The 22,606-nt window shown below is 70.1% G+C and carries 26 protein-coding genes; 13 read left to right on the forward strand and 13 right to left on the reverse strand.

The features are described 5' to 3' along the window. Positions 1-11 precede the first annotated feature (11 nt). Genes ACQHIV_RS11865 through ACQHIV_RS11880 form a run of 4 tightly spaced genes read right to left on the reverse strand, consistent with a single transcriptional unit; the run spans position 12 to position 3,562 of the window. The gene (locus ACQHIV_RS11865) at positions 12-1,190 is read right to left on the reverse strand and encodes an amidase (RefSeq protein WP_427893631.1); all 1,179 of its coding nucleotides are present in this window, start codon (positions 1,188-1,190) and stop codon (positions 12-14) included. Beyond that, positions 1,187-1,789 (reverse strand): hypothetical protein, encoded by a 603-nt coding sequence (locus tag ACQHIV_RS11870; RefSeq protein WP_427893633.1) that lies wholly within the window; start codon positions 1,787-1,789, stop codon positions 1,187-1,189. The genes ACQHIV_RS11865 and ACQHIV_RS11870 overlap by 4 nt, the downstream gene beginning before the upstream one ends. Further along, the gene (locus ACQHIV_RS11875; RefSeq protein ID WP_427893635.1) at positions 1,764-2,996 is read right to left on the reverse strand and encodes an MFS transporter; all 1,233 of its coding nucleotides are present in this window, start codon (positions 2,994-2,996) and stop codon (positions 1,764-1,766) included. The genes ACQHIV_RS11870 and ACQHIV_RS11875 overlap by 26 nt, the downstream gene beginning before the upstream one ends. Continuing rightward, positions 2,993-3,562, reverse strand: coding sequence for a helix-turn-helix domain-containing protein (locus ACQHIV_RS11880; RefSeq protein WP_427893637.1), 570 nt, complete (start codon positions 3,560-3,562; stop codon positions 2,993-2,995). The genes ACQHIV_RS11875 and ACQHIV_RS11880 overlap by 4 nt, the downstream gene beginning before the upstream one ends. Before the next feature lie 387 nt (positions 3,563-3,949). Between ACQHIV_RS11880 and ACQHIV_RS11885 the strand changes: the two genes are divergently transcribed. Genes ACQHIV_RS11885 through ACQHIV_RS11910 form a run of 6 tightly spaced genes read left to right on the forward strand, consistent with a single transcriptional unit; the run spans position 3,950 to position 9,440 of the window. After that, positions 3,950-5,641, forward strand: a complete 1,692-nt coding sequence (locus ACQHIV_RS11885) for a nitrite/sulfite reductase (RefSeq protein ID WP_427893639.1) — start codon at positions 3,950-3,952, stop codon at positions 5,639-5,641. Beyond that, positions 5,638-5,787, forward strand: a complete 150-nt coding sequence (locus ACQHIV_RS11890) for a hypothetical protein (protein ID WP_166665480.1) — start codon at positions 5,638-5,640, stop codon at positions 5,785-5,787. The genes ACQHIV_RS11885 and ACQHIV_RS11890 overlap by 4 nt, the downstream gene beginning before the upstream one ends. Further along, the gene (locus tag ACQHIV_RS11895) at positions 5,784-6,467 is read left to right on the forward strand and encodes a phosphoadenylyl-sulfate reductase (protein WP_427893641.1); all 684 of its coding nucleotides are present in this window, start codon (positions 5,784-5,786) and stop codon (positions 6,465-6,467) included. Before ACQHIV_RS11890 ends, ACQHIV_RS11895 begins: the two co-directional genes overlap by 4 nt. Further along, positions 6,464-7,363 (forward strand): sulfate adenylyltransferase subunit CysD, encoded by a 900-nt coding sequence (cysD, locus tag ACQHIV_RS11900; RefSeq protein WP_427893643.1) that lies wholly within the window; start codon positions 6,464-6,466, stop codon positions 7,361-7,363. Before ACQHIV_RS11895 ends, cysD begins: the two co-directional genes overlap by 4 nt. Next, complete coding sequence (locus tag ACQHIV_RS11905; protein ID WP_427893645.1) at positions 7,363-8,649, forward strand: sulfate adenylyltransferase subunit 1; 1,287 nt, start codon at positions 7,363-7,365, stop codon at positions 8,647-8,649. The genes cysD and ACQHIV_RS11905 overlap by 1 nt, the downstream gene beginning before the upstream one ends. Then, positions 8,646-9,440, forward strand: a complete 795-nt coding sequence (locus tag ACQHIV_RS11910; RefSeq protein WP_427893647.1) for a sirohydrochlorin chelatase — start codon at positions 8,646-8,648, stop codon at positions 9,438-9,440. Before ACQHIV_RS11905 ends, ACQHIV_RS11910 begins: the two co-directional genes overlap by 4 nt. Here ACQHIV_RS11910 and solA read toward each other — a convergent pair. Together solA and ACQHIV_RS11920 are read right to left on the reverse strand one after the other, a co-directional pair. Next, a complete protein-coding gene (gene solA / locus ACQHIV_RS11915; RefSeq protein WP_427893649.1) occupies positions 9,437-10,549 on the reverse strand; it encodes an N-methyl-L-tryptophan oxidase in 1,113 nt (370 codons plus the stop codon). The genes ACQHIV_RS11910 and solA overlap by 4 nt on opposite strands. A gap of 10 nt (positions 10,550-10,559) precedes the next feature. Then, a complete protein-coding gene (locus ACQHIV_RS11920) occupies positions 10,560-11,546 on the reverse strand; it encodes an aldo/keto reductase (RefSeq protein ID WP_427893650.1) in 987 nt (328 codons plus the stop codon). Positions 11,547-11,627: 81 nt separating this feature from the next. Here ACQHIV_RS11920 and ACQHIV_RS11925 point away from each other — a divergent pair, with 81 nt between their 5' ends. After that, complete coding sequence (locus tag ACQHIV_RS11925) at positions 11,628-11,855, forward strand: ribbon-helix-helix protein, CopG family (protein WP_427893652.1); 228 nt, start codon at positions 11,628-11,630, stop codon at positions 11,853-11,855. Then, on the forward strand, positions 11,855-12,952 hold the full coding sequence (locus ACQHIV_RS11930; RefSeq protein ID WP_427893654.1) for a Clp protease N-terminal domain-containing protein: 1,098 nt from the start codon (positions 11,855-11,857) through the stop codon (positions 12,950-12,952). Before ACQHIV_RS11925 ends, ACQHIV_RS11930 begins: the two co-directional genes overlap by 1 nt. A gap of 2 nt (positions 12,953-12,954) precedes the next feature. Here the strand turns inward: ACQHIV_RS11930 and ACQHIV_RS11935 are convergent, their stop codons facing one another. Continuing rightward, a complete protein-coding gene (locus ACQHIV_RS11935; RefSeq protein ID WP_427893656.1) occupies positions 12,955-13,893 on the reverse strand; it encodes a polyphosphate kinase 2 family protein in 939 nt (312 codons plus the stop codon). A 36-nt stretch (positions 13,894-13,929) separates the two neighbouring features. Next, positions 13,930-14,940 carry a cell division protein ZapE gene (gene zapE, locus ACQHIV_RS11940; RefSeq protein WP_427893658.1) on the reverse strand — a complete coding sequence of 337 codons (1,011 nt, stop codon included), beginning with the start codon at positions 14,938-14,940 and terminating at the stop codon, positions 13,930-13,932. 41 nt (positions 14,941-14,981) lie between these two features. Here zapE and ACQHIV_RS11945 point away from each other — a divergent pair, with 41 nt between their 5' ends. The 3 genes from ACQHIV_RS11945 to ACQHIV_RS11955 all read left to right on the forward strand — a co-directional run bounded on the left by ACQHIV_RS11945 (position 14,982) and on the right by ACQHIV_RS11955 (position 18,473). Continuing rightward, entirely contained in the window at positions 14,982-15,923 is a 942-nt protein-coding gene (locus ACQHIV_RS11945; RefSeq protein ID WP_427893660.1) for an aldo/keto reductase, read from the forward strand. Next, positions 15,920-17,269: a GH1 family beta-glucosidase gene (locus ACQHIV_RS11950; RefSeq protein ID WP_427893662.1), complete on the forward strand. Its 1,350-nt coding sequence runs from the start codon at positions 15,920-15,922 to the stop codon at positions 17,267-17,269. The genes ACQHIV_RS11945 and ACQHIV_RS11950 overlap by 4 nt, the downstream gene beginning before the upstream one ends. A gap of 229 nt (positions 17,270-17,498) precedes the next feature. Continuing rightward, positions 17,499-18,473: a zinc-binding dehydrogenase gene (locus ACQHIV_RS11955; protein WP_427893664.1), complete on the forward strand. Its 975-nt coding sequence runs from the start codon at positions 17,499-17,501 to the stop codon at positions 18,471-18,473. A gap of 3 nt (positions 18,474-18,476) precedes the next feature. On the opposite strand, the gene ACQHIV_RS11960 is transcribed toward ACQHIV_RS11955, so the two are convergent. The 5 genes from ACQHIV_RS11960 to ACQHIV_RS11980 are packed head-to-tail and all read right to left on the reverse strand — an operon-like array spanning position 18,477 to position 20,642. Beyond that, positions 18,477-18,959: a hypothetical protein gene (locus ACQHIV_RS11960; RefSeq protein WP_427893666.1), complete on the reverse strand. Its 483-nt coding sequence runs from the start codon at positions 18,957-18,959 to the stop codon at positions 18,477-18,479. Positions 18,960-18,979: 20 nt separating this feature from the next. Continuing rightward, positions 18,980-19,318, reverse strand: a complete 339-nt coding sequence (locus ACQHIV_RS11965; protein WP_427893668.1) for a YnfA family protein — start codon at positions 19,316-19,318, stop codon at positions 18,980-18,982. After that, positions 19,315-19,731 (reverse strand): MerR family transcriptional regulator, encoded by a 417-nt coding sequence (locus tag ACQHIV_RS11970; protein ID WP_427893670.1) that lies wholly within the window; start codon positions 19,729-19,731, stop codon positions 19,315-19,317. Before ACQHIV_RS11970 ends, ACQHIV_RS11965 begins: the two co-directional genes overlap by 4 nt. Beyond that, on the reverse strand, positions 19,728-20,009 hold the full coding sequence (locus ACQHIV_RS11975; RefSeq protein ID WP_427893672.1) for a hypothetical protein: 282 nt from the start codon (positions 20,007-20,009) through the stop codon (positions 19,728-19,730). Before ACQHIV_RS11975 ends, ACQHIV_RS11970 begins: the two co-directional genes overlap by 4 nt. A gap of 42 nt (positions 20,010-20,051) precedes the next feature. Continuing rightward, positions 20,052-20,642: an FHA domain-containing protein gene (locus ACQHIV_RS11980; protein WP_427893674.1), complete on the reverse strand. Its 591-nt coding sequence runs from the start codon at positions 20,640-20,642 to the stop codon at positions 20,052-20,054. Between the two features lie 72 nt (positions 20,643-20,714). Here ACQHIV_RS11980 and ACQHIV_RS11985 point away from each other — a divergent pair, with 72 nt between their 5' ends. Together ACQHIV_RS11985 and uppS are read left to right on the forward strand one after the other, a co-directional pair. Further along, on the forward strand, positions 20,715-21,791 hold the full coding sequence (locus ACQHIV_RS11985; protein WP_427893676.1) for an ATP-dependent DNA ligase: 1,077 nt from the start codon (positions 20,715-20,717) through the stop codon (positions 21,789-21,791). Next, positions 21,791-22,546 (forward strand): polyprenyl diphosphate synthase, encoded by a 756-nt coding sequence (gene uppS / locus ACQHIV_RS11990; protein WP_427893677.1) that lies wholly within the window; start codon positions 21,791-21,793, stop codon positions 22,544-22,546. The genes ACQHIV_RS11985 and uppS overlap by 1 nt, the downstream gene beginning before the upstream one ends. Positions 22,547-22,606 lie beyond the last annotated feature (60 nt).

Genomic DNA, 22,606 nt, shown 5'->3' on the forward strand with positions numbered 1-22,606 from the left:
CCGAGCTCTGTTCAACCTGTCGGCGGTCGGGGTAGGTCTATTTGGATTCGTTGGGCGACTGCGAGGGCGGTGGCGTCTGTGCCGTGCGGGGTGGTGACCTGGGCGCCGACCGGCAGGCCGGTTGACAGGCCGGCGGGGACGCTGACCGCGGGGTGGCCGGTGACGTTGAAGGTCCAGCAGGGGTCGCCGGTGACGATCGACTGTTCGTGTTGGTCGTAGCCGTGGGCAACTGTCAGGGTTGTGGGGGTTATCAGGGCGTCGACCTGGGTGAAGAGGTCGGCCAGCGCGGTGTTGTTGTGGTCTCGGATCTCTCGTGCTCGTTGGACCTGAGCGGTCGTTACGCCTCGGCCGTTGTCGAGGGCCGACAGGACCGGCCAGGCTTCGTCGGTCGGGGCGAGGTTCAGCGGTACGTCCACCACCTGTACGCCGCACTCGGCCAGACGCTGTCGGATCACTCGGTCGACGCCTGCTTCCGGCGGGCAGGCGCCGAGAGTTGGGCGATACGCGACCCGCCACGCGCGCTGGTCGAGCGGTGGGACGGGCCAGTGGGGTAAGGCGGTCGGGTCCAGGCGATGCGGGCCGGTGGTGAGGCTGGTGGCGTGGATCAGGTCGCCGAGGTCGGCGGCGAGGAAGCCGGCGGTGGTGAGTTCGCCGAGGCCTCGGCCGGTGGGCCGTGGAATCCGCCCGTACGTGCCCTTGAAGCCGACGATGCCGCAGAACGAGGCCGGGATGCGGAGCGACCCGCCGCTGTCGCCGCCGGTGGCCAGGGGTACGACGCCTGCTGCGACCGCGGCCGCTCCGCCCGCGGTCGAACCGCCCGGTGAGCAGGAGAGGTCCCACGGGTTGCGGGTGTACTCGTACCCGTTCCAGCCGAACGTCAGCGAGACCGCGCCGGTCCGCGCGCGGGTCGACCAGCCGATCGGGATCGCGCCGGCCGCGGTCAGGCGGGTGAGGATCGGCGACTCCGGCGGCGTACGCGCCTTCACCAGGAACGGGACGCCGGCCAGCGGTCCGGCAGGATCCACCCGCTCCGCCGCCCGGCGCGCCCCGTCGGCGTCGAGTTCCGCCAGGAAGTGCAGCACCGGATCCAACCGGCAGGCGGCGTCCAGGGCCTCCTCGACGACCTCCATCGCGGTCAGCTCGCCGGAGCGGACCAGCTCCGCGGTCCGGAGTGCGGTGCGCCGACTCATGTGGCGATCAGGCAGTAGGCGAAGGCGAGCCGGCGGTCCAGCCAGTCGGCTTTGACGGTGATGAGGTTGGTGCCCTCGGAATACATGACGGCCTCGTCACCGGCACGCCACTCCAGGGTGCGCACCCGCACCGGCTGGTCGCCACCGTCGTCACCGATCCCGGTCAGGCCGTCGAGTACGCCGACGAGCAAGCGGCCCGCGGCCTTCGCGGCGAGCCGGGCGGGCGGACCGCTCAACCATTCGGTACGACCCAGTACGTCCGGTCGACCGGGCTGGGTGATGCGCCAGTTGGGGCGGATTAGGGGGCGGCTGGACGGGAGGCGGGTGATGGTGCCGAGTTCGGTGTCGTCTGCGTCCACGACGGACCACGTATGGTCGGACAGCTGCTCGACGCGGCAGAGCAGTCGGGTCAGGTCGGCGTCGACGTACAGCGATCGCTCGGGGCCGACGTACGCGCACGCCTCGAGGACTCGATCGTCGCGCGGTCCGGACGGGACGCGGATCGCGTTCGGGCCCCAGTCGATCCGGTTGCGGTAGCGGGTCGCCGGGCGTTCGACGTTACCGAGAGTGAACTCACGGACGCTCTCCCACTCGGGCACCCGCCGAGTCTACGTGCGGACGCACCCGGGTCCCCGCCCACAGCATCAGCGCCGCGAACAGTACGCCGACCACCCCGCAGGCGGCCGAGATGCCCGACAGGCTGATCAGCGCGCCGAATCCGGTCATCGCGAGCGGCATCAACGCCTCGTCGGACAGGTTCACGATGCTGAAGCTGCGCCCGAGGTACGACGGATCGACCGACTGCTGGAACGCCGCCGACAGCTGCGCCGACGCGATCCCCGCCGTACCGCCGATCATCGCCATCGCGACGAAGACCGCCGGCCGTGGCACCACCCCGATCATCGCGCACCCGGCCGCCTGTACGACGAGCGCCAGCAGCCCGGACCGCGCCAGGTCGGCCGGCTTCCACCGGATCGCCACCAGCGCGCCGGCCGCGGCCGCGATCCCGGAGCAGGCCTCGAACCACCCGAACCAGGCCGGCCCCCAGCCCGCCCGGTGCGTGCGCTGCACCAACCCGACCGCGAGGACCGGCCCGACGCACAGGTTCAGTCCGGAGAACGCGATCACCAGCGTCCGCGCCCGTACGTCGCGCTTCAGATATGCGAACCCGGCCCGCAGATCGGCGCGGACGGACCGGCCCGACGACGCCGGCTGCGGCAGCCGCGGCTTCACCACGAACGCGAGCGCCAGCGCGATCACCACGAACGACGCCGCGTCCACCAGCATCACCGTCACCAGACCGCCGTTCGCGACCAGCAACCCGCCCAACGGAGCACCCGCGAACGTCGCCAACCGCGTCACCAGCTGCGTACCCGCCGACAACTTCACCAGGTCATCGGACCGCACCATCCGCCGCGGCAACGTCCCGGACGCGGGCGTGTACAGCGCGTCGACCGCCCCGAACACGACCGCCACAGCGATCAGCAGCCCGAGCGACAACCCCCACGCCAGGACCGCCACCGAGGCGACGGCGAGTACGACGATCCGCGCCAGGTTCGCGAGGATCATCGTCCGCCGACCGTCGAGCCGGTCCGCGAGCGCGCCGCCGTACAGCAGGATGAGCGCCTTCGGCAGCGCGCCGACGCCCATCACCAGTCCGGCGCCGGCGGGGGTGGTCACCTGGGCGGCGCTCCAGGCGAGACCGACGTACCACGCGACGTCGCCGGCCCAGGAGATCCCGGCCGACAGGATCCAGCCGTGCACCCGGCGGTCTCTCCGGAGCGGCGGGAAGACCGGGGCGCTCATGGCCGGGCGGGGACCGCGTGCGCGAAGAAGAACACGCGGTGCGCGTCCTCCCCCTCGGCCGGGTGGTCGTGGTACTCGCGGACCAGGTCCTCGATCCGTTCACTGAGCTCGACGAGCTGGTCCGGCGTCAATGTGAGCCATCTCTCGGTCGCGTACGCCGCCCGTACCCAGGGCTCGTCGAACTCGTACCGGATGTCGAACCACTGCCGCACCTTGCCGACGTGGTGGGCCAGGTTCACGTCCTCCGCCGAGGCCGCGATCAGCTCCCCCGCCGGGTCGCCCTGGGCGTCGGCGATCGACCACGAGTACTCCGAGGTGTCGCCGGGCTTCCACCAGCGTTCGCGCCGGGTCTTCGCGAGTTCAGGCGCTTCGACGATCACGCCCGCGGACGCGAGAACCTTCAGGTGATGGCTCACGTTGCCGACAAGTTCTCCGGTCGCCTCGGCCAGCCGGGACGCGGTCGCGGGGCCGTCGACGTGCAGCAGGTCGAGCAGCCGGCGGCGCAGTGGATGGTGCATCGCGGCCAGCACGGACGGGCTCACGGGCCGCCGGTTCGGAGGTGTCATGGACGCCACCGTAGCTTCCACAAGAACTCTTGCACAAGAGTTCTTGTGGAACCCCGAACACGCCCGGATCAATCAGCACCAGACTGCTAGACATAGCCACATCGTGAGATTGGATCTCAGGATGTAGGAATGGGAGTTGATTTGTCAGGCGCTGGCGCTGACGCTTGTGGACATGCTCGCTGCCCTTTCCACCCACCTCGTAGGTCGCATTCATGTCGACCTCGGGCGGATGCGCAGCGCCATCTGTTGTCCTTCGATGTTCTGACAGCCCCCTGATCATTCCCCGATCACCGCTGGGTGCGCACCGCGCGGAACACATCGAACCGACGACGCTTCGATCTCCCCGCCGCTGGTGAGTACCTGTCACGAGGACAAGGACACGCCCCGATGACTGCCGGCGTCACCACCCCCGCCGCTCGCAAGCCCGCCCGCCCGCGCAAGGGCAAGGGCGAGGGCCAGTGGGCACTCGGATACCGCGAGCCGCTGAACAAGAACGAAGAGAACAAGAAGAACGACGACGGCCTGAACGTCCGGGCCCGGATCGAGAACGTCTACGCGCACCGCGGCTTCGACTCGATCGACCCCGCGGACCTGCGCGGCCGGTTCCGCTGGTGGGGGCTGTACACGCAGCGCAAGCCCGGGATCGACGGCGGCAAGACCGCGACGCTCGAGCCGGAGGAGCTGGACGACCGCTATTTCATGATGCGGGTCCGGGTCGAGGGCGGGCAGCTGACCACCGACCAGCTCAAGGTGATCGCCGAGGTCTCGACGAAGTACGCGCGGGACACCGCGGACATCACCGACCGGCAGAACATCCAGCTGCACTGGATCGCGATCGAGGACGTGCCGGCGATCTGGCAGGCGCTCGAGGCCGTCGGGCTGTACACCACCGAGGCGTGCGGCGACGTACCGCGGGTCGTGATCGCCAGCCCGGTCGCGGGCATCGCGGCCGACGAGATCATCGACCCGACGCCGGCCATCGACGAGATCGTGTCGAAGTACATCGGGTCGGACGAGTTCTCCAACCTCCCCCGGAAGTTCAAGACCGCGCTGACCGGGCACCCGTCGCACGACGTCGTACCGGAGGTGAACGACATCGCGTTCGTCGGGGTCGTGCACCCGGAGCACGGCCCGGGCTTCGACCTGTGGGTCGGCGGCGGCCTGTCCACGAACCCGATGCTCGCGCAGCGGCTCGGCGCCTGGATCCCGCGCGAGGAGGTCGCCGAGGCCTGGTGGGGCGTGACCAGCATCTTCCGCGACTACGGCTACCGCCGGCTGCGGAACCGGGCCCGGCTGAAGTTCCTGCTGCAGGACTGGGGCGTGGAGAAGTTCCGTGAGGTGCTGGAGACGAAGTACCTCAACCGGAAGCTGATCGACGGCCCGGCGCCCGAGGTGCCGGCCGTCCAGGGCGACCACGTCGGCGTGCACAAGCAGAAGGACGGCAAGTACTACATCGGCGTCGCGCCGGTCGTCGGCCGGGTCTCCGGTACGTCGCTGGCGCAGGTCGCCGACGTCGTCGCCGCGCACGGGTCGAACCGGATCCGGACCACCGCGCAGCAGAAGCTGCTGGTGCTCGACGTCGAACCCGAGCAGGTCGACTCGCTGGTCGCCGAACTGGACAAGCTCGGCTTCCAGGCGAAGCCGAGCGCCTGGCGGCGGAACACGATGGCCTGCACCGGGATCGAGTTCTGCAAGCTGGCGATCGTCGAGACCAAGGCGAAGGCGGCGCAGCTGATCACCGAGCTCGAGGAGCGGATCCCCGACCTCGACGTACCGATCACCGTGAACGTGAACGGCTGCCCGAACTCCTGCGCCCGGATCCAGACCGCGGACATCGGGCTCAAGGGCCAGCTGGTGATGGATGCCGACGGCAACCAGGTGCCGGGGTACCAGGTGCACCTCGGCGGCGGCCTCGGCCTGGACGCCGGCTTCGGCCGGAAGCTTCGCGGTCACAAGGTGACGGCGGACGACCTGACCGACTACGTGGAGCGCGTCACCCAGAACTACCTCAAGGAGCGCAACGCGGGCGAGCGGTTCGCCCAGTGGGTCACCCGGGCCGATCAGGAGGCGTTGGCATGAGCGAGCGTGCTGCGCCCCTGTACTGCCCGTACTGCGGAGACGAGGACCTCAGGCCCTCCGAGGAAGGCCATGGCGCGTGGGAGTGCCGGCCGTGTGCACGGGTGTTCCAGCTGAAGATGATCGGGTTGCGGGTGACGGTGGAATGAGTGACTTGAAGACGATCGCCGAGGAGGCGAACGAGCGGCTCGCCGACGCGTCGGCGGTCGAGGTGCTCGCCTGGGCGCGCGAGACGTTCGGCGACGAGCTCGTCGTGACCGCCTCGATGGCCGACGGCGCGCTCCCCCACCTGGCGGCGCAGGCCGCGCCCGGGGTCGACGTACTGTTCCTGGACACCGGCTACCACTTCGCCGAGACGATCGGGACCCGGGACGCGGTGGCCGCGACGCTGCCGATCCACCTGATCAACGCCACCCCGAAGCAGACCGTGGCCGAGCAGGACGCGGAGTACGGCGCGAAGCTGCACGACCGCGACCCGAACAAGTGCTGCGCGCTGCGCAAGGTCGAGCCGCTGAACCGGTACCTGTCCGGGTACAAGGCGTGGGTCACCGGCATCCGCCGCGAGGAGGCGCCGACCCGCGCGAACACACCGGTCGTCGAGTACGACGAGAAGCGCGACATGGTGAAGCTGAACCCGATCGCGCCGTGGACGCAGGACGACCTGGACAGCTACATCCAGGACAACGGCGTACTGGTGAACCTGCTGCAGTACGACGGCTACCCGTCGATCGGCTGCGAGCCGTGCACGCAACGCGTCGCGCCGGGCGAGGACCCGCGCAGCGGCCGCTGGGCGGGCACCGGCAAGGTGGAATGCGGGCTGCACACATGACCGCGACGGTGACAGAGCTCGACGCTCTGGAAAGCGAGTCCATCTTCGTGTTCCGCGAGGTGGCGGCGGAGTTCGAGCGGCCGGTGATCCTGTTCTCCGGTGGCAAGGACTCGATCGTGATGCTGCACCTGGCGCGGAAGGCGTTCGCGCCGGCGGGTGTGCCGTTCACGCTGTTGCACGTCGACACCGGGCACAACTTCCCGGAGGTCCTGGCGTACCGCGACTCCGTGGTCGAGCAGTTGGGCTTGCGGCTCGAGGTCGCGAGTGTGGAGGACTACATCGCCGACGGCCGGCTGCGGGAGCGGACCGACGGGACGCGGAACCAGTTGCAGACGATTCCGTTGCTCGACGCCATCAACCAGCACCGGTTCGACGCCGTGTTCGGCGGCGGCCGCCGGGACGAGGAACGCGCCCGGGCGAAGGAGCGGATCTTCAGCCTCCGCGACGAGTTCGGCCAGTGGGACCCGCGCAACCAGCGCCCCGAACTGTGGTCGCTGTACAACGGCAGGCACCGGCCGGGCGAGCACGTCCGGGTGTTCCCGCTGTCCAACTGGACCGAGCTGGACATCTGGAACTACATCGAGCGCGAGCAGATCCCGCTGCCGTCGATCTACTACGCCCACCAGCGGGACGTGTTCGAGCGCGACGGCATGTTGCTTGCCGTCGGCCCCTACTCGCAACCGCGCGACAGCGAGACCGTCGCCCAGCGCACCGTCCGGTACCGGACCGTCGGCGACATGTCCTGCACCGGCGCGGTCGCGTCGACGGCGACGACCGCCGCGGACGTGGTGGTCGAGGTGGCGGCCAGTGAGATCACCGAGCGGGGCGCGACCCGCGCCGACGACCGGGCCAGCGAGGCCGCGATGGAAGACCGCAAACGAGAGGGGTACTTCTGATGAGCACCCTGTTGCGGCTGGCAACGGCCGGCTCGGTGGACGACGGGAAGTCGACGCTGGTCGGGCGGCTGCTGCACGACTGCAAGGCGATCCTCGCCGACCAGATCGCGCACGTGAAAACCGTCTCCGAGGCGCGCGGCGGCGACTTCGACTTCGCACTGCTCACCGACGGCCTGCGGGCCGAACGCGAGCAGGGCATCACGATCGACGTCGCCTACCGGTACTTCGCCACCGACAAGCGGTCGTTCATCCTGGCCGACTGCCCCGGGCACGTGCAGTACACCCGGAACACCGTCACCGGCGCCTCGACCGCGGACGTGGTGATCATCCTGGTCGACGCGCGGCACGGCGTACTCGAGCAGACCCGCCGGCACCTCGCGGTCGCCGGGCTGCTCCGGGTGCCGCACGTCGTACTCGCGGTGAACAAGATCGACCTGGTCGGCTACGACGAGGCCGTGTTCACGAAGATCGCCAAAGAGGTCAACGAGGTCGCCGACCAGCTCGACATCGCCGACGTCCAGGCCATCCCGGTCTCCGCCCTCGTCGGCGACAACGTCGTCGAGCACTCCGCCCAGACCTCTTGGTACGACGGGCCGACACTGCTGGAATACCTGGAGAACGCGAACGGCCGCACCGACACGTCGCGGCAGCCGCTGCGGTTCCCGGTGCAGTACGTGATCCGCCCGCAGACCGACGACGAGTACCGCGACTACCGCGGCTACACCGGAACCGTTGCCTCCGGCACCGTCACGGTCGGCGACCCGGTCATCGTGCTGCCGGCCGGCCGCCGTACGTCGATCGCCGGCATCGACCGCCCGGTTGTCACCGCGACCGGTACCGCGGTCGCCGAACGGCCGTCCGCGATCGCCGGTGAGGCGGTCACGGTCCGGCTCGCGGACGACCTCGACGTCGCCCGCGGCTCGGTGATCGTCGCCGCCGACGCCTCCCCCGGCACCCGCCGGGAGCTGGCCGCCACCGTCAGCTGGCTGTCCGACCGGCCGCTGACCGTCGGGGCCCGGGTGCTGATCAAGCACACCACGACCACCGCGCAGGCGATCGTCACCAAGATCACCGGCGCGCTGGACCTCGACACCCTCGGCGTCATCGACGCCGCCGAGCTCGCCCTGAACGACATCGGCAAGGTGCAACTCAAGATCGCCGCACCGCTGGCCGCCGACCCGTACTCCCGCAACACCATCACCGGATCGTTCCTGCTGATCGACGCCCACGACGGGTGGACGCTGGCGGCCGGCATGATCGACGACGAAGAAGGGGAACTGCTGTGACTGCTCCAGCGCTCGTGATCCTCGCCCACGGCAGCCGCGACCCGCGCTCGGCCGCCACCGTCCACGCCCTCGTCAAGTGCCTGCGTGAGATGCGTGCCGACCTGCGGATCGAAGCCTCCTTCCTCGACCACTGCCCGCCGACGCCGTACCAGGTGCTCGGGAAGCTCGCCGCCGAGGGCGTCGAGGAGGTCGTCGTCCTGCCGCTGCTGCTGTCGGCCGCCTACCACGCGCGGATCGACGTACCGGCCGTCATCGACGAGGCGCGCAGCCGGTTCCCGGGCCTGCGGGTGATCGCCTCCGACGTGCTCGGGTACGACGACACGCTGCTCGACGTCCTCGACCGCCGGATGCGGGCCGAGCTCAAGGGCGGCCGGGTGCGGGAGCTGGACGCGCTGGTGCTGGCGTGCGCCGGGTCCAGCGACTCGCACGCGAACGCGAGCGTCACGCGACTCGCCCGCCTGTGGGGTCAGCGGCACAAGCTGCCGGTCACCGCCGCGTTCGTGTGCGCGGCGTCGCCGTCACCCGCCGAGGCCGTGCTGCAATGGCGGCTGGAGGGCCGGCGGCACGTGGCGGTCGGCTCGCTCTTCCTCGCGCCGGGCGTCCTGCCGGACCGTGCCGAGTCCACCTCGCGCCGGGCCGGTGCGGTCGCGGTGTCGCGTCCGCTCGGCGTCAGCGGCGAGGTGGCGCGGCTGGTCATGCTCCGGTACGGCGTCGCCGGTCTGGACCTGCTGACGCTGGAGCCGGCGCCGCGGCCGGTGCTCGCACGTCCGGAGCTCGTTCGTACCGCCTAGAACCTGTGTGGGTCGACGAAGGAGGCGTCCGTGTAGGGCGTCTCCTTCGTTGTCTGCTGGGCGAGCAGTTCGCCGATTCCGGCGCAGTGCTTGAAGCCGTGGCCGCTGTCGCCGCCGGCGATGAGGACGCGGTCGCCGTACCGCCCGACCAGGAACTGGCCGTCGAGCGAGTCCGTGACCATGCAGGGCATCAGCTTGACCGGCTCGGGGTCGAGGTCCGGGAAGTGCTGCGCGATGGCGCCGGACAGTTCGGCGATGTCCTTGCGGGGGTGGATGTAGCGGTCCAGCTCGTCCGGGTCGACGTCGCGGTCGCGGTCGGCGCCGTCGAGGCCGACCTTCACCAGGAAGTCCTCGTCGGAGCCGTGTCCCCAGAGGCCGCGGCCGTCCGCGAACTCCCAGATGAAGGACGGGAAGTTCCGCAGCCGGAACGCGTCCGAGGCGGGGTCCTTCGGCTGGAACCAGAACAACGGCGTACGACGTGGTGACAGGGTCACGTCCGGGACGAGTTTGCTCAACCAGGCGCCGGTCGCGATCACGACCTGCTCGGCGGTGATGGTGGTGGTCGGCGTACGAACGGTGACGCCGTCGGGACGGACGTCGATCGCCGTCACCATCGTGTGCGGATACACGGTCGCGCCGAGCCGCTCAGCCTCGGCCACGTGCGCGCGGACGGTCGGCTCGGCGTAGCAGATACCCGCGTCCGGGTCCCAGACCGCGACATCGTCCGCCGCCAGCTGGTACTGCGGGAACCGTTGATGCAGCTCGTCGTGGGTGAGGTCACGCGTCCGCGCACCAGCCGCCGCTCGCGCGCCCTTCACCGGTTGGCTTCCCGGCGCTCCCACGTTGAGCGAGCCAGTCTGCCGGACGTACGTCGCACCCGTGCGCTCCCCCAGCTCCGTCCACAACGCCAACGACTTCCGCGCGATCGCCGTCAGCCCCGGATGCTCCATGCACGCGACCCGGAACAACCGCGTCGTCCCGTGTGACGACCCGAACGCATGCCCGATCCCCTGCCGTTCGATGCCCACGACATCAACCCCGCGAGCAGCCAACCGCCACAACGCTGCCGACCCGAACGCCCCCAGCCCCACCACCACGACATCCGCCATACCGCCGACCCTATAGGCCGACCATGGCCATTCCGGCGGCGTTGTAGCGGTTGCCTTGGACGCCTACGCGAGCGGCCAGGGTGTTGAGGTCGGCCAGCTCGTCGGCGGAGAGGGCTACCTGGGTGGCCGCGTTGTTCTCATCGATGCGTTCGCGGCGGCGGGTGCCGGGAATGGGGACGATCCACGGTTGCTGGGCGAGCAACCAGGCGAGCGCCACCTGACCCGGCGTACATCCCTTCGGCTCCGCGAGCGAGCGTACGTAGGTCACCAGCGCTTCGTTGGCCGTCAGGTTGGCTGCCTCGAAACGCGGCACCCGGTTGCGGATGTCGCCCGCACTGAACTCGGTCGACGTGTCCACCGTGCCGGTCAGGAACCCCTTGCCCAGCGGGCTGAACGGCACGAACCCGATCCGGAGCTCCGCACACGCGGGCAGCACCTCCGGCTCCGGGTCACGCGTCCACAGCGAGTACTCGCTCTGCACAGCGGTCACCGGGTGTACGGCGTGCGCCCGCCGGATCGTCGCCGCGCCCGCCTCGGACAGCCCGAAGTGCCGTACCTTCCCGGCCTGGACGAGCTCGGCCACCGTCCCGGCGACGTCCTCGATCGGCACCTCGGGATCGACCCGGTGCTGGTAGAACAGGTCGATCACGTCGATCCCGAGCCGGCCCAGCGACTCGTCCGCGACGCGGCGGATCTGCTCCGGGCGGGAGTTCGTGCCGAGCATCTTCCCGTCCTCGATGTTCCAGCCGAACTTCGTCGCGATCACCACTTGGTCCCGCACCGGCGCCAGCGCCTCGCCGACGAGTTCCTCGTTCACGTACGGCCCGTACACCTCGGCCGTGTCGAAGAACGTGACGCCGTGCTCCACGGCGTACCGGATGACGCCGATCATCTCGGCGCGGTCGCCGGGGTTCGGGCCGTAGCTCTGCGACATCCCCATGCAGCCGAGACCGACCGCCGACACCTGCAGTCCTTGACCGAGCGTTCGTGTGTGCATGACCCGACGGTAGAGCCGGCGCGACGCGGGGAGGGAGATCCTGCCAGTACCCCCTTCGGATAGCGTGATATCTTGCTATCTATGGCGAAGGACGTGACCAAGAACATCCTGCTGCGGCTCGACCCGGAGCTGGCCGACCGGCTGCAGACGGTGGCGTCGGTGGAGGGACGATCGGTGTCGGACGTGGCGCGCGAGGCGATCGCGGCGCTGGTGGACCAGCGCCGGCAGGACGCCCAGTTCAGCCAGTTGCTCGAGGAGAACCTGACCCGCCACGAGGAATCACTGCGCCGGCTGCGTGGAGACGACTGATGCGGCACCTCGGCCGGTACGACGTCCTCGCCGTCGCGGCGCGGGTCCTGCGCTGCGCGTCCGACGACGTCGTACGCCGCTCGAACCTCGACGCGATCGACCGGGTGCTGGCCGACGTACGGCGGACTGGCGGTCTCGCGGAGGCGGCCGGCGTACTGCTCGCGGGGCTGGTCCGCGCGCGGCCGTTCGACGGGGCGAACCGGGTCGTCGCGGTCGCGGTGGTGCTGCAGTTGGTGTCACTCAACGGGGCCGAGCTCCGGCTGGAGCCGGTCGTCGACGTCGACGAACTGCTCGACCGGATCACGGCCGGTGCCGCCGACGACGCGGAGGCCGGCGACTTCGTCCGGAGCCGGCTCGAGTACCACCCGGTCGCCGCGGAGGACCTGCAGGACGCTCTGCGGATCGAGCTGCTGCTGACCGAGGAGTCCCTGGCCTTCGACGTCGAACAAGAGTGGTGGAGGGGAATCCGGATGTACGAACAGTTCGGCCAGGAAGCCCGGCAGATCATCGTGCTGGCGCAGGAGGAGGCCCGCGGCCTCGACCACGTGTACGTCGGCACCGAGCACCTGCTGCTCGGCGTGATCGTGGAGGGATCGGGCCCTGCGTCGAGCGTGCTGGCCGACCTGGGCATCACGGCACCGGCGGTGCGGGATCTTGTCGTGGAGATCATCGGGCGCGGCAAGAGCGGCGCGGGCACCGCCGCGATCCCGTTCACGCCGCGGGCGAAGAGCACGTTCGAGTTCGCCTGGGGCGAGGCGCGGGCGCGCGGTGCGGAGCAGGTCGGGCCGGAGCACCTGTTGCTCGGCGTACTGCACGACGCCGACGGTGTCGGCGGCCAGATCCTCACCAAGCTCGCCGAGGACGTGGACGAGGTACGGCGCAAGCTCGAGCAGCGGATGAACTGGCGTCGGCGGTCCGAGGACCTCGTCACCAGCATGCTCGCCGACGACGCCGCGCAGACCTGGTCGACGTACGGCCGCAGGCACCACCTGATCGCCGAGCTGAACTCGGTCCTGGACGAGAACGAGCGCCTGCACGAGCAGGTCGCGAAGCTCCGCGACCTGCTGCGGCGGCACGGCGTCGACCCGGACAGCTGAGCTCAGGTCGCCGCGAGGCGCTTCTTTTCCTTCTCGACGTCGAAGTCGGCGGCCGGCCACTCCGGGTTCAGTTCCTGCAGCGTCTCGAGCAGGATCGTGGTGACCGCCCAGTTCCGGTACCACTTGCGGTCGCTCGGGATCACGTACCACGGGGCGTCCGGGGTGTTACAGCGCTCGATGGCCGCGTGGTACGCGTCCATGTAGTCCGGCCACAGCTGCCGCTCGTCGACGTCGCCCGGGTTGTACTTCCAGTGCTTCGTCGGGTCGTCGAGGCGCGCCTCGAGCCGGGCCCGCTGCTCCTCGGGCGAGATGTGCAGGTAGCACTTCACGATCGTCACGCCGCTCGCGGTCAGCTCGGCCTCGAAGTCGTTGATCTGGTCGTAGCGCCGGGTCCAGACGTTCGGCGTGACCAGTTCGCGGACGCGGGCGATCAGCACGTCCTCGTAGTGCGAACGGTCGAAGATGCCGATCATGCCGCCGCCGGGCACGGCCTGCCGGATCCGCCACAGGAACCCGCGGCGCTTCTCGGCCGGCGTCGGCGCCTTGAACGAGGTGATCTTCAGGCCCTGCGGGTCCATCAGCCCCGCGCCGTGCCGGATCACGCCGCCCTTGCCGGAGGTGTCCATCCCCTGCAGCACCAGCAGGACGCTCCGCTCCCCGCCGCTGCGGCCCTCGGCGAACAGTCGCTCCTGCCAGTCCGACACCTCGGCGCCGAGACCCGCCAGCGCCTCCTTGCCGTCGTCCTTGGTACCGCCGAACCCGGCCGTCGACCGCGTGTCGTACGTCGTCAGGTCGACCTCGCCGGCCGGCACCCGCAAGAGCTCCCGCAGTCCCCCGCCGGCCACCGGCTCCGGCGCCTTCTCCGCCGCGGCCTTCGGAGCCTTCGCAGCCTTCACCACCGGCTTCTTGGACGCCTTCTCGCCCTTCTTCTGCTTCGCCATTCCCTCATCCTGCCTCATCGGGCGGCGAGTTCCCCGTCACGCAGCGCGGGCCAGCGCGATCAGCCGGGACAGCGCCCGCAGGTACTTCTTCCGGTAGCCGCCCTTGAGCATGTCCTTCGAGAACAGCTCGTCCAGCGGTACGCCGCCCGCCAGCAGCGGCAGGTTCCGGTCGTACATCCGGTCCGCGAGGACGACCATCCGGAGCGCGACGTTCTCGTCGGTGAGCGGGCGGAGGTCGGTGATCGCCACGGTCTCGATCCCGTCGAGGAGCGCGCCGTACTTGTTCGGGTGCAGCTCCGCGAGGTGCCGGTGCAGGTCGACGAAGTGGTCGCACGACGCGTTCCGGCGTACGGCGGCCTCGTGCGCGACCTTCTCGTCCGGCCACGGGTCGGGCGCCACCGGGAGGCCGCGGTGGCGGTAGTCGGGGCCGTCGACCCGGCGTACGTCGAAGCGGGCGGCGAGGCCCTGGATCTCGCGGAGGAAGTCGACGGCCTGGAACCGGCCCTCGCCGAGCTTGTCCGGGAGCGTGTTCGAGGTGGCCGCGAATTCGACACCGGCGTCGACGAGCTGGCCGATCAGGCGGGAGAGCAGCATCGTGTCGCCGGGGTCGTCCAGCTCGAACTCGTCGATGCAGATCAGGCGGTACGAGGAGAGCTTGTCGACGGCTGCGCGGAGGCCCAGGGCGCCGACGAGGTTGGTGAGTTCTACGAAGGTGCAGTACATCTTCGGGGCGGCCGACTCGTGCCAGAGCGAGGCCAGGAGGTGGGTTTTTCCTACTCCGAATCCACCGTCCAAGTAGATGCCCGGTTTGCCCGGGACTGTGGTGGAGGGGCGGAGGCGGGACCAGAAGGTGGGGGCTCGTCTGGGGGCGGCCAGGTGGGCCGCGCGGGTTGTCAGGGCGGCGAGGGCCTCGGACTGGGTCGGCTCGTCGGGGTTCGGGCGGTACGTCGTGAAGCGGGCATCCGTGAACCGGGGTGGCGGGACGCACTCCGAGAGCAAGCGGTCGGGACTGACCTCGGGCCACTGTTCGCTCAACCGCACCACCATGCCCCCAACCCTACAAAGCCGCGCCGTCTAGGCTCGCGCGCATGACCAACAACTGGCTCCGCCCGCTCGGGTCCACCGGGCTCACCGTCTCGGCCGTCTGCGCCGGCGGCAGCGGCATCGCGGGCATGCCCGCCGTCTTCGGGTACGACGTGACCGCACAGGAGGCCGTCGACCTCGTACTGCGGGTCTTCGACAGCCCGCTCAGCTGGATCGACACGTCCAACGGGTACGGCGACGGGACCAGCGAGACCCGGATCGGCCAGGCGATCCGCGAGTACGGCGGCCTGCCCGACGGGTTCCTGGTCGCGACCAAGGTGGACGCTCGCGACGGCGACTACTCAGGTACGAGGGTCCGGGCGAGTGTTGCCGAGAGCAAGGAACGGCTCGGGCTCGACGACCTGCCGCTGGTCTATCTGCACGACCCGGAGGCGCACGAGTTCGGCACCATGCGCGACGCCGTCGACACGCTGATGCAGCTCCGGGCGGACGGCGAGATCGGCCACGTCGGACTGGCCGGCGGCGACACCCGCGAGCTGTCCCGGTACCTCGACCTCGGCGGGTTCGAAGTACTGCTGGTGCACAACCGGTGGAGCCTCGTCGACCACTCCGCCGACCGGATCTTCCGGCGCGCCCGCGCCGACGGCATCGCGGTCGTCAACGCGGCCGTCTACGGCGGCGGCATCCTCGCGAACCCGGGCGGCGCGACCAAGTACGCCTATCGCGAGGCGCCGCCCGCCCTGCTCGCGGCCGTCACCGCGATGGACGAGGCCTGCCGCGAGTACGGCGTCGACCTGGCCACCGCGGCGCTCCGGCATTCGGTGGACGATCCGGGCATCGCCGGCACCGTGGTCGGGATCACCAAGCCCGCCCGGGTCGACGCGCTCACCAAGGCGCTCGCCGTAGACCTCCCCGAGGAGCTGCTTAACCGGTTAGGTAGCCTGCTTCCCGACGAGCAACACTGGGTCGAGAAGGAGACGACGTGACGAACGGCTTCCCGAGCGGGTTCACCTGGGGCGCGGCGACCGCGTCGTACCAGGTCGAGGGCGCGATCCACGCGGACGGGCGCGGCCCGAGCATCTGGGACACGTTCGCGAACACCCCGGGCGCGATCGCGGACGGCAGCACCGGCGACGTCGCCGACGACCATTACCACCGGTTCGCCGACGACATCCGGCTGCTCGCCGGCCTCGGGCTGACGGCGTACCGGTTCTCGATCGCCTGGCCGCGGATCATGCCGGCCGGCACCCTGAACCGGCCCGGGCTGGACTTCTACCGGCGGCTCGCGGAGACCTGCCTGGCGAACGGCGTCACGCCGTACGCGACGCTCTACCACTGGGACCTGCCGCAACCGCTCGAGGACGCCGGCGGCTGGCTGGTCCGCGACACCGCGGAGCGGTTCCGCGACTACGCCGCCGTCACCCACGACGCGCTGTCGGACGTGGTCAAGCACTGGATGACGCTGAACGAGCCGTGGTGCTCGGCGTTCCTCGGGTACGGCAACGGCGAGCACGCGCCGGGCCGGTCCGAGGGCGCCGACGCGCTGAAGGCCGTCCACCACCTGCTGCTCGGGCACGGGCTCGCACTGGACGCGATCCGCACCGAGGGTGGCACGTACGGCATCGCACTGAACCCGGCGCCGATCCACGCCGCCACCGACTCCCCCGCCGACCGCGACGCGGCCCGCCGGATCGACGGGCTGCGGAACCGCCTCTTCCTGGAGCCGCTGCTGTCCGGGCAGTACCCGGCGGACGTGCTCGAGGACACCGGGATGACCGACTGGTTCGCGGCCCAGGAGGCGGACCTGCCGCTGATCGGGGCACCGCTGGACTTCGTCGGCGTGAACTACTACTGCCCCACGACGGTCGCCGCGCCGGACGGGCCGATCTCCACCCCCGGTCCGAGCACCCAGCCCGGCAGCGAGAACGTCGTCACCGTCGACACCGGTCTGCCGAAGACCCAGATGGGCTGGCCGATCCAGGCGTCCGGACTGCGCGACATCCTGGTCTCGATCAACAAACTCGCGCCGGAGCTGCCGTTGTACGTCACCGAGAACGGGTCGGCGTACCCGGATGTCGTCACCGCCGACGGTCAGGTCGAGGACGACGAGCGGCTCGACTACCTGCAGCAACACGTTGCCGTCTGCAAGGACCTGGTCGCGGAAGGGTTCCCGCTGAAGGGGTACTTCGCCTGGTCCCTCCTCGACAACTTCGAGTGGGCCTGGGGCTACAGCCGCCGCTTCGGGATCGTGTACGTCGACTACGCGACCCAGCAGCGCATCGTGAAGAAGAGCGGCCGCTGGCTGCAGGAATTCGTCCGCGCGGACGTGTGACACTCACCAACCTCCCCGACACGCCGCGTTCGCGGCGTGTCACGTGGCGACGGCGGCGTGTCGCCGGGTTGATGAGTGCCGCAGGTCCGGGGCCCCGGATCCCCAGGCCATCACAATCGCGACCGCACCGCCTGGCCACGCCTGAGATCGCGAGGAACGGCCGATTGTGATGGCCTGGCGGTCCGCATCGCTTGACCTCAACAAATGTTGAGGTTCTAGCGTTCTCGGTGTGAAAGCGATCAGACTGCATGCATTCGGACCGGCGGAGAACCTGGTGTACGAGGAGGTCCCGGACCCGGTGCCGGCCGCCGGGACCGTGCTCATCGAGGTCGAGGCCGCCGGCGTCCACCTCGTCGACACGATGATCCGCGCCGGGGCCACCGGCGGCAGCCCGATCCCGGTACCCGACCTGCCCACGATCCCGGGCCGCGAGGTCGCCGGCCGGGTGCGCGAGGCCGGCCCGGGTGTGGACCGGTCGTGGATCGGCAAGCGCGTCGTCGTACACCTCGGCATGGTCCCCGGCGGCTACGCCGAACTCGCGGTCGCGAAGGTCGAGTCGCTGTACGAACTCGCGGACCACGTCGACGCCGCACAGGCGGTCGCCACCATCGGCACCGGGCGTACGACGGCCGGCATCCTCCAGCAGGCTCGCCTGACGATGGAGGACGTCGTACTCGTGACGTCCGCCGCCGGCGGCATCGGCAGCTACCTGATCCAGACGGCGCGGAACGTCGGCGCGGTCGCGATCGGCCTCGCCGGGGGCCCATCGAAGGTCGAGGCCGTGCGCTCGCTCGGAGCGCAGTACGCGGTTGACTACCGGGACCCGGATTGGGCTCAGGCGCTGAAGGACGCGCTGGACGGCCAGGAGATCACGGTCCTGCTGGACGGCGTTGGCGGCACCAACGGCCAGCAGGCGTTCGACCTGCTCGGCCCCGGCGGCCGCGCGTTCCTGTTCGGCTGGTCGGGCGGCGGCCCGATCGAGTTCACCCACGAGGACCTGATGACCCGCGGCCTCACCGTCGGCTGGGCCCTCGGCGCCAAACTGACCAGCCGCCTCCGCGAACTCGAATCAGCCGCCCTCGAAGAAACCACCACCGGCCGCTGGCAAGCCCTCACCACCACCTTCCCCCTCTCCGAAGCAGCAGCCGCCCACCGTGCTCTCGAGACCAGAGCAACCACCGGCAAAGTCGTCCTCTTCACCTAACGATCACGCAAGGCCCGCTTCAGGCTGTGGTGTCGTCGGGCTGTCGGACACGAAGAACAGGTCCCGCGCGGCGACGTACTCCGCACGCGACAAGAAGTGACACCGCGAGAATCTGAACAACGGCCGGCACAACACCTTGAACTCCGCCGCCGACAACCGCCCGTCCCCCACCGCCTCCGCCAACGACACGAAACTCTCCGCTTGCCGCATCACACCTCCAGCAGCGAACGCATCCGGACGGCGATCGCCGCCGTCTTCTCCCGCACCTGCTCGGCCGTCAGCAAATCCGACGGCGTCTCCCCCGGACTCTCCCAAATCGTCCGCCACGAAGAACAGGTCCTGCGCAGCGTGGAAATGCTCTGACGACTTGAACCGTCCCGGCGTGTACTTGAACAACGGCAGACAGATCCGCATGAACTCACCCGCCGACAACCGCCCCTCCGCCACCGCCTCCGCCAGGACCAGGAACGGCTTCAAGTCCTTCACCGCAACTTCTCCAGCTTTCACTAGGCACCGGTGCGCGGGGCGTACATGATGACGGCTACGCCGAGGAGGCAGATGGCTGCGCCGGTGAGGTCGTAGCGGTCGGGTTTGAAGTGGTCGACGAGCATGCCCCAGGCTAGGGAGCCGGCGACGAAGATGCCGCCGTACGCGGCGAGGATGCGGCCGAAGTTGGGGTCGGGCTGGAAGGTGGCGACGAAGCCGTAGGCGCCTAGGGCAACTATTCCCGCCGCGATCCAGAGCACGCCGCGGTGTTCGCGCCAGCCCTGCCAGATCAGCCAGGCGCCGCCGATCTCGGCGATCGCGGCGAGGACGAACAGCAGGATCGAACGCAGTACGGTCACGCCTGGCCGCCCAGTGCGGCGAACGGCAGCGGGCAGGACGGGTCACCCGCGCAGGTCTCCAGGTCGTCGCAGCCGGCGGCGATCCCGGCGCGCAGGGTCTCGGCGATGACCGTCAGGTCGGCGATCTTGGCTTCCACGTCCACCAGTTTCTCCTGGGCCCGCGCCTGCAGTCCGGCTCCCTCGCCGCGGCGGTGGCGATGTCTCGCCGCGGCGAGCAGCTCGGAGACCTCGGCGAGCGTGAAGCCCAGGCGTTGCGCGGCCTTGATCACGCGCAGCGTGGTGACCGCTTCGGCCGGGTAGACGCGATGGCCGCCGAGGCTGCGGTCCGGTTCGTCGAGCAGGCCGCGGCGTTCGTAGTACCTGACCGTTTGCAGGTTGACGCCGGCGGCGGCCGCGAGTTCGGCGGTTCTCATTGGGGGAAGCCGTCGAGTACGGCGGCGTGGGTCGGGGGGACGGTGATGCGGAGGGTGGTGGCGCCGGTGAGGGTGAAGGTGAAGAACGAGCAGCACTCGGACTCACGGGCGATGAGGTCGGCTGTGGTGTCGTGGGCGTCGGGGTCGAGGGTGAGATCGAGGGTGCGGGAGTCGAGGCGTTCCGCGCGCTGGAGGTGATTGGCGAACAACTCACTGAACTCGGCGATCCGGAGCGGCTGCTCCGCGGTCGGCAGGGTGCAGGCTTCCGGTACGTCCATGAGTCGACGGTAAACCTGTACCCAAGTACAGGATGCAAGTCCTTACGGCTGTTGCGTCAACGTGAAGCTGACCGCTCCGAAGCTGACCCGGTCCCCTGGGCGTACGCGGACCGTGGTCGTGATCCGGAGGTCGTTCACGCAGGTCCCGTTCATCGATCCGAGATCCCGCAGCAGCCAGCCGTCCCCGACGTACCGCAGCTCGGCGTGGAACCGGGAGACGGTCACATCCCCCAGCCGCAGCGTCGCGCCGGGGCCGCGGCCCACTCGCACGGTAGGAGATCCGGGCGCGGGCAGCGCCAGCGCGGGCGGTGCCTGCGTGGGTGTCTTCCGGACCAGCGACAGGCGGGCCAGCACGTCCCACCGCGGGACGCTGCGGGACGGACGGTCCAGCGTGAGGCGCGGGAGCTTCTCACGCAGGTTGCGGGTGACCGTGGTGAAGCGCGACTCGCGGCGGGGCAGGTCGCGGAGGACGTCGGCGAGTTCGCCATGGGTCTGAGCGCGGAGTACGACGTTCATCCGGCGGACGAACGTGTCGTGCGAGAGGCGGCCGGAGCCGGCGCCGTCGCGGAGGACCGAGAGCGCGTGGTCACGCTCCGCGTCCGACGGACGCGTACCCACCCCGAGCGAGCTCATACAGGCATTGTCCGAGGCAACTCGCGTCTAGTCCACCTGGGAAGTGTCTGAGGCGTGGGCCAGAATGGCAGGATGCGACTGCCAGTGATGCCGCCGGTCAAGCCGATGCTCGCCAAGCCGGTGAAGGAGATTCCGCGCGGAGACCTGTCCTACGAGCCGAAGTGGGACGGGTTCCGGTCGATCATCTTCCGCGACGGCGACGAGGTGGAGATCGGCAGCCGGAACGAGAAGCCGATGACGCGGTACTTCCCCGAGCTGGTCGAGGCGGTGAAGGCCAACCTGCCGGAGCGCTGCGCGATCGACGGCGAGATCGTCGTGATCGGCGAGTCCGGCGACCGGCTCGACTTCGAGGTGCTGCAGCAGCGCATCCACCCGGCCGCGAGCCGGGTGAACATGCTGTCCGAGAAGACACCGGCCCGGTTCGTCGCGTTCGACCTGCTGGCACTCGGTGACGACGACTACACCGAGCGCCCGTTCGCGGAACGCCGTACGGCGCTGCTCGAGGCGTTGGCCGGCGCGAAGGAGCCGATCCACGTCACGCCGGCGACCGCCGACCACGACACCGCGGCGCGGTGGTTCGAGCAGTTCGAGGGCGCCGGCCTGGACGGGCTGATCGCCAAGCCGCTCGACGGCACGTACCAGCCGGACAAGCGGGTGATGTTCAAGATCAAGCCGGAGCGTACGGCGGACTGCGTCGTCGCCGGGTACCGCCTGCACAAGAGCGGCCCGGACCGGATCGGCTCGCTGCTGCTCGGGCTGTACAACGGCGACGGCACGCTCGCCAGCGTCGGCGTGATCGGCGCGTTCCCGATGGAGCGCCGCAAGGAGCTGTTCGCCGAGCTGCAGTCGCTGGTCACGACGTTCGACGACCACCCGTGGGCGTGGGCGAAACAAGAGGAAGGCGTCCGTACGCCGCGGAACGCCGAGGGCTCGCGCTGGCAGGCGGGCAAGGACCTGTCGTTCACCCCGCTGCGCCCGGAGCGCGTGGTCGAGGTGCGGTACGACCACATGGAAGGGATCCGGTTCCGGCACACCGCGCAGTTCGTCCGCTGGCGCCCGGACCGGACGCCGGAGTCCTGCACGTACGAGCAGCTGGAGGAGCCGGTGAAGTTCGACCTGGCCGACGTACTCTCGAGCGCGCGACGCTGATGCTCTACTCCCTGTACAAGCGCCGCCTCCGGCGCCGGCTGAAAGACCTACCGACGCCGCGTCACGTCGCCATCGTGATGGACGGCAACCGTCGCTGGGCGCGCGGCGCGGGGTACGACGACGTACGGGTCGGGCACCGTTTCGGAGCCCAGCACCTGGAGCAGTTCCTGCAGTGGTGCGCCGACGCCGGGATCACCTGTGTGACGGCCTGGGTCGCGTCGGCCGACAACATGCGCAAGCGCGACTCGGCCGAGGTCGACTACCTGATGGAGCTGACGGAGAGCGTGCTCGCCGAGCACGCGCGGCGGGACCACCGCTGGCGGCTGCATGTCGCGGGCCAGCTGGATTTGTTGCCCGACTCAACAGCCAGGGCGCTGAAGGAGGCCGTCGAACTCAGCCGGGACCGTGCGGCCGGTGATCTGACGCTGGCCATCGGCTACTCCGGGCGCCTGGAGGTGGTGGACGCCGTGCGGGAGCTGCTCGACGACGCGGCGGCGGACGGGCGGTCGCTCGAGGAGGTCGCGGACACGCTGAGCGAACGGGAGATCGGCCGGCACCTGTACGTGCCCGGCCTGCCCGATCCCGACCTGGTGATCCGGACCAGCGGCGAGCTGCGGATGTCGGACTTCCTGCTCTGGCAGGCGACCGACTCGGAGATCGAGTTCTGCGACCTGTACTGGCCGGCCTTCCGCGAGGTCGACCTGCTCCGCGCGCTGCGGACGTACGGACACCGCAGACTGCAACGATCCAGGTGAATACTTTGGGGCCGGTCGGGGGCACTATGGGGGTATACCGACTGGTCAGCGGAGGTGGCA

Origin of the sequence: Kribbella polygonati, from assembly GCF_050320105.1 — a bacterium.
Lineage (GTDB): Bacteria > Actinomycetota > Actinomycetes > Propionibacteriales > Kribbellaceae > Kribbella.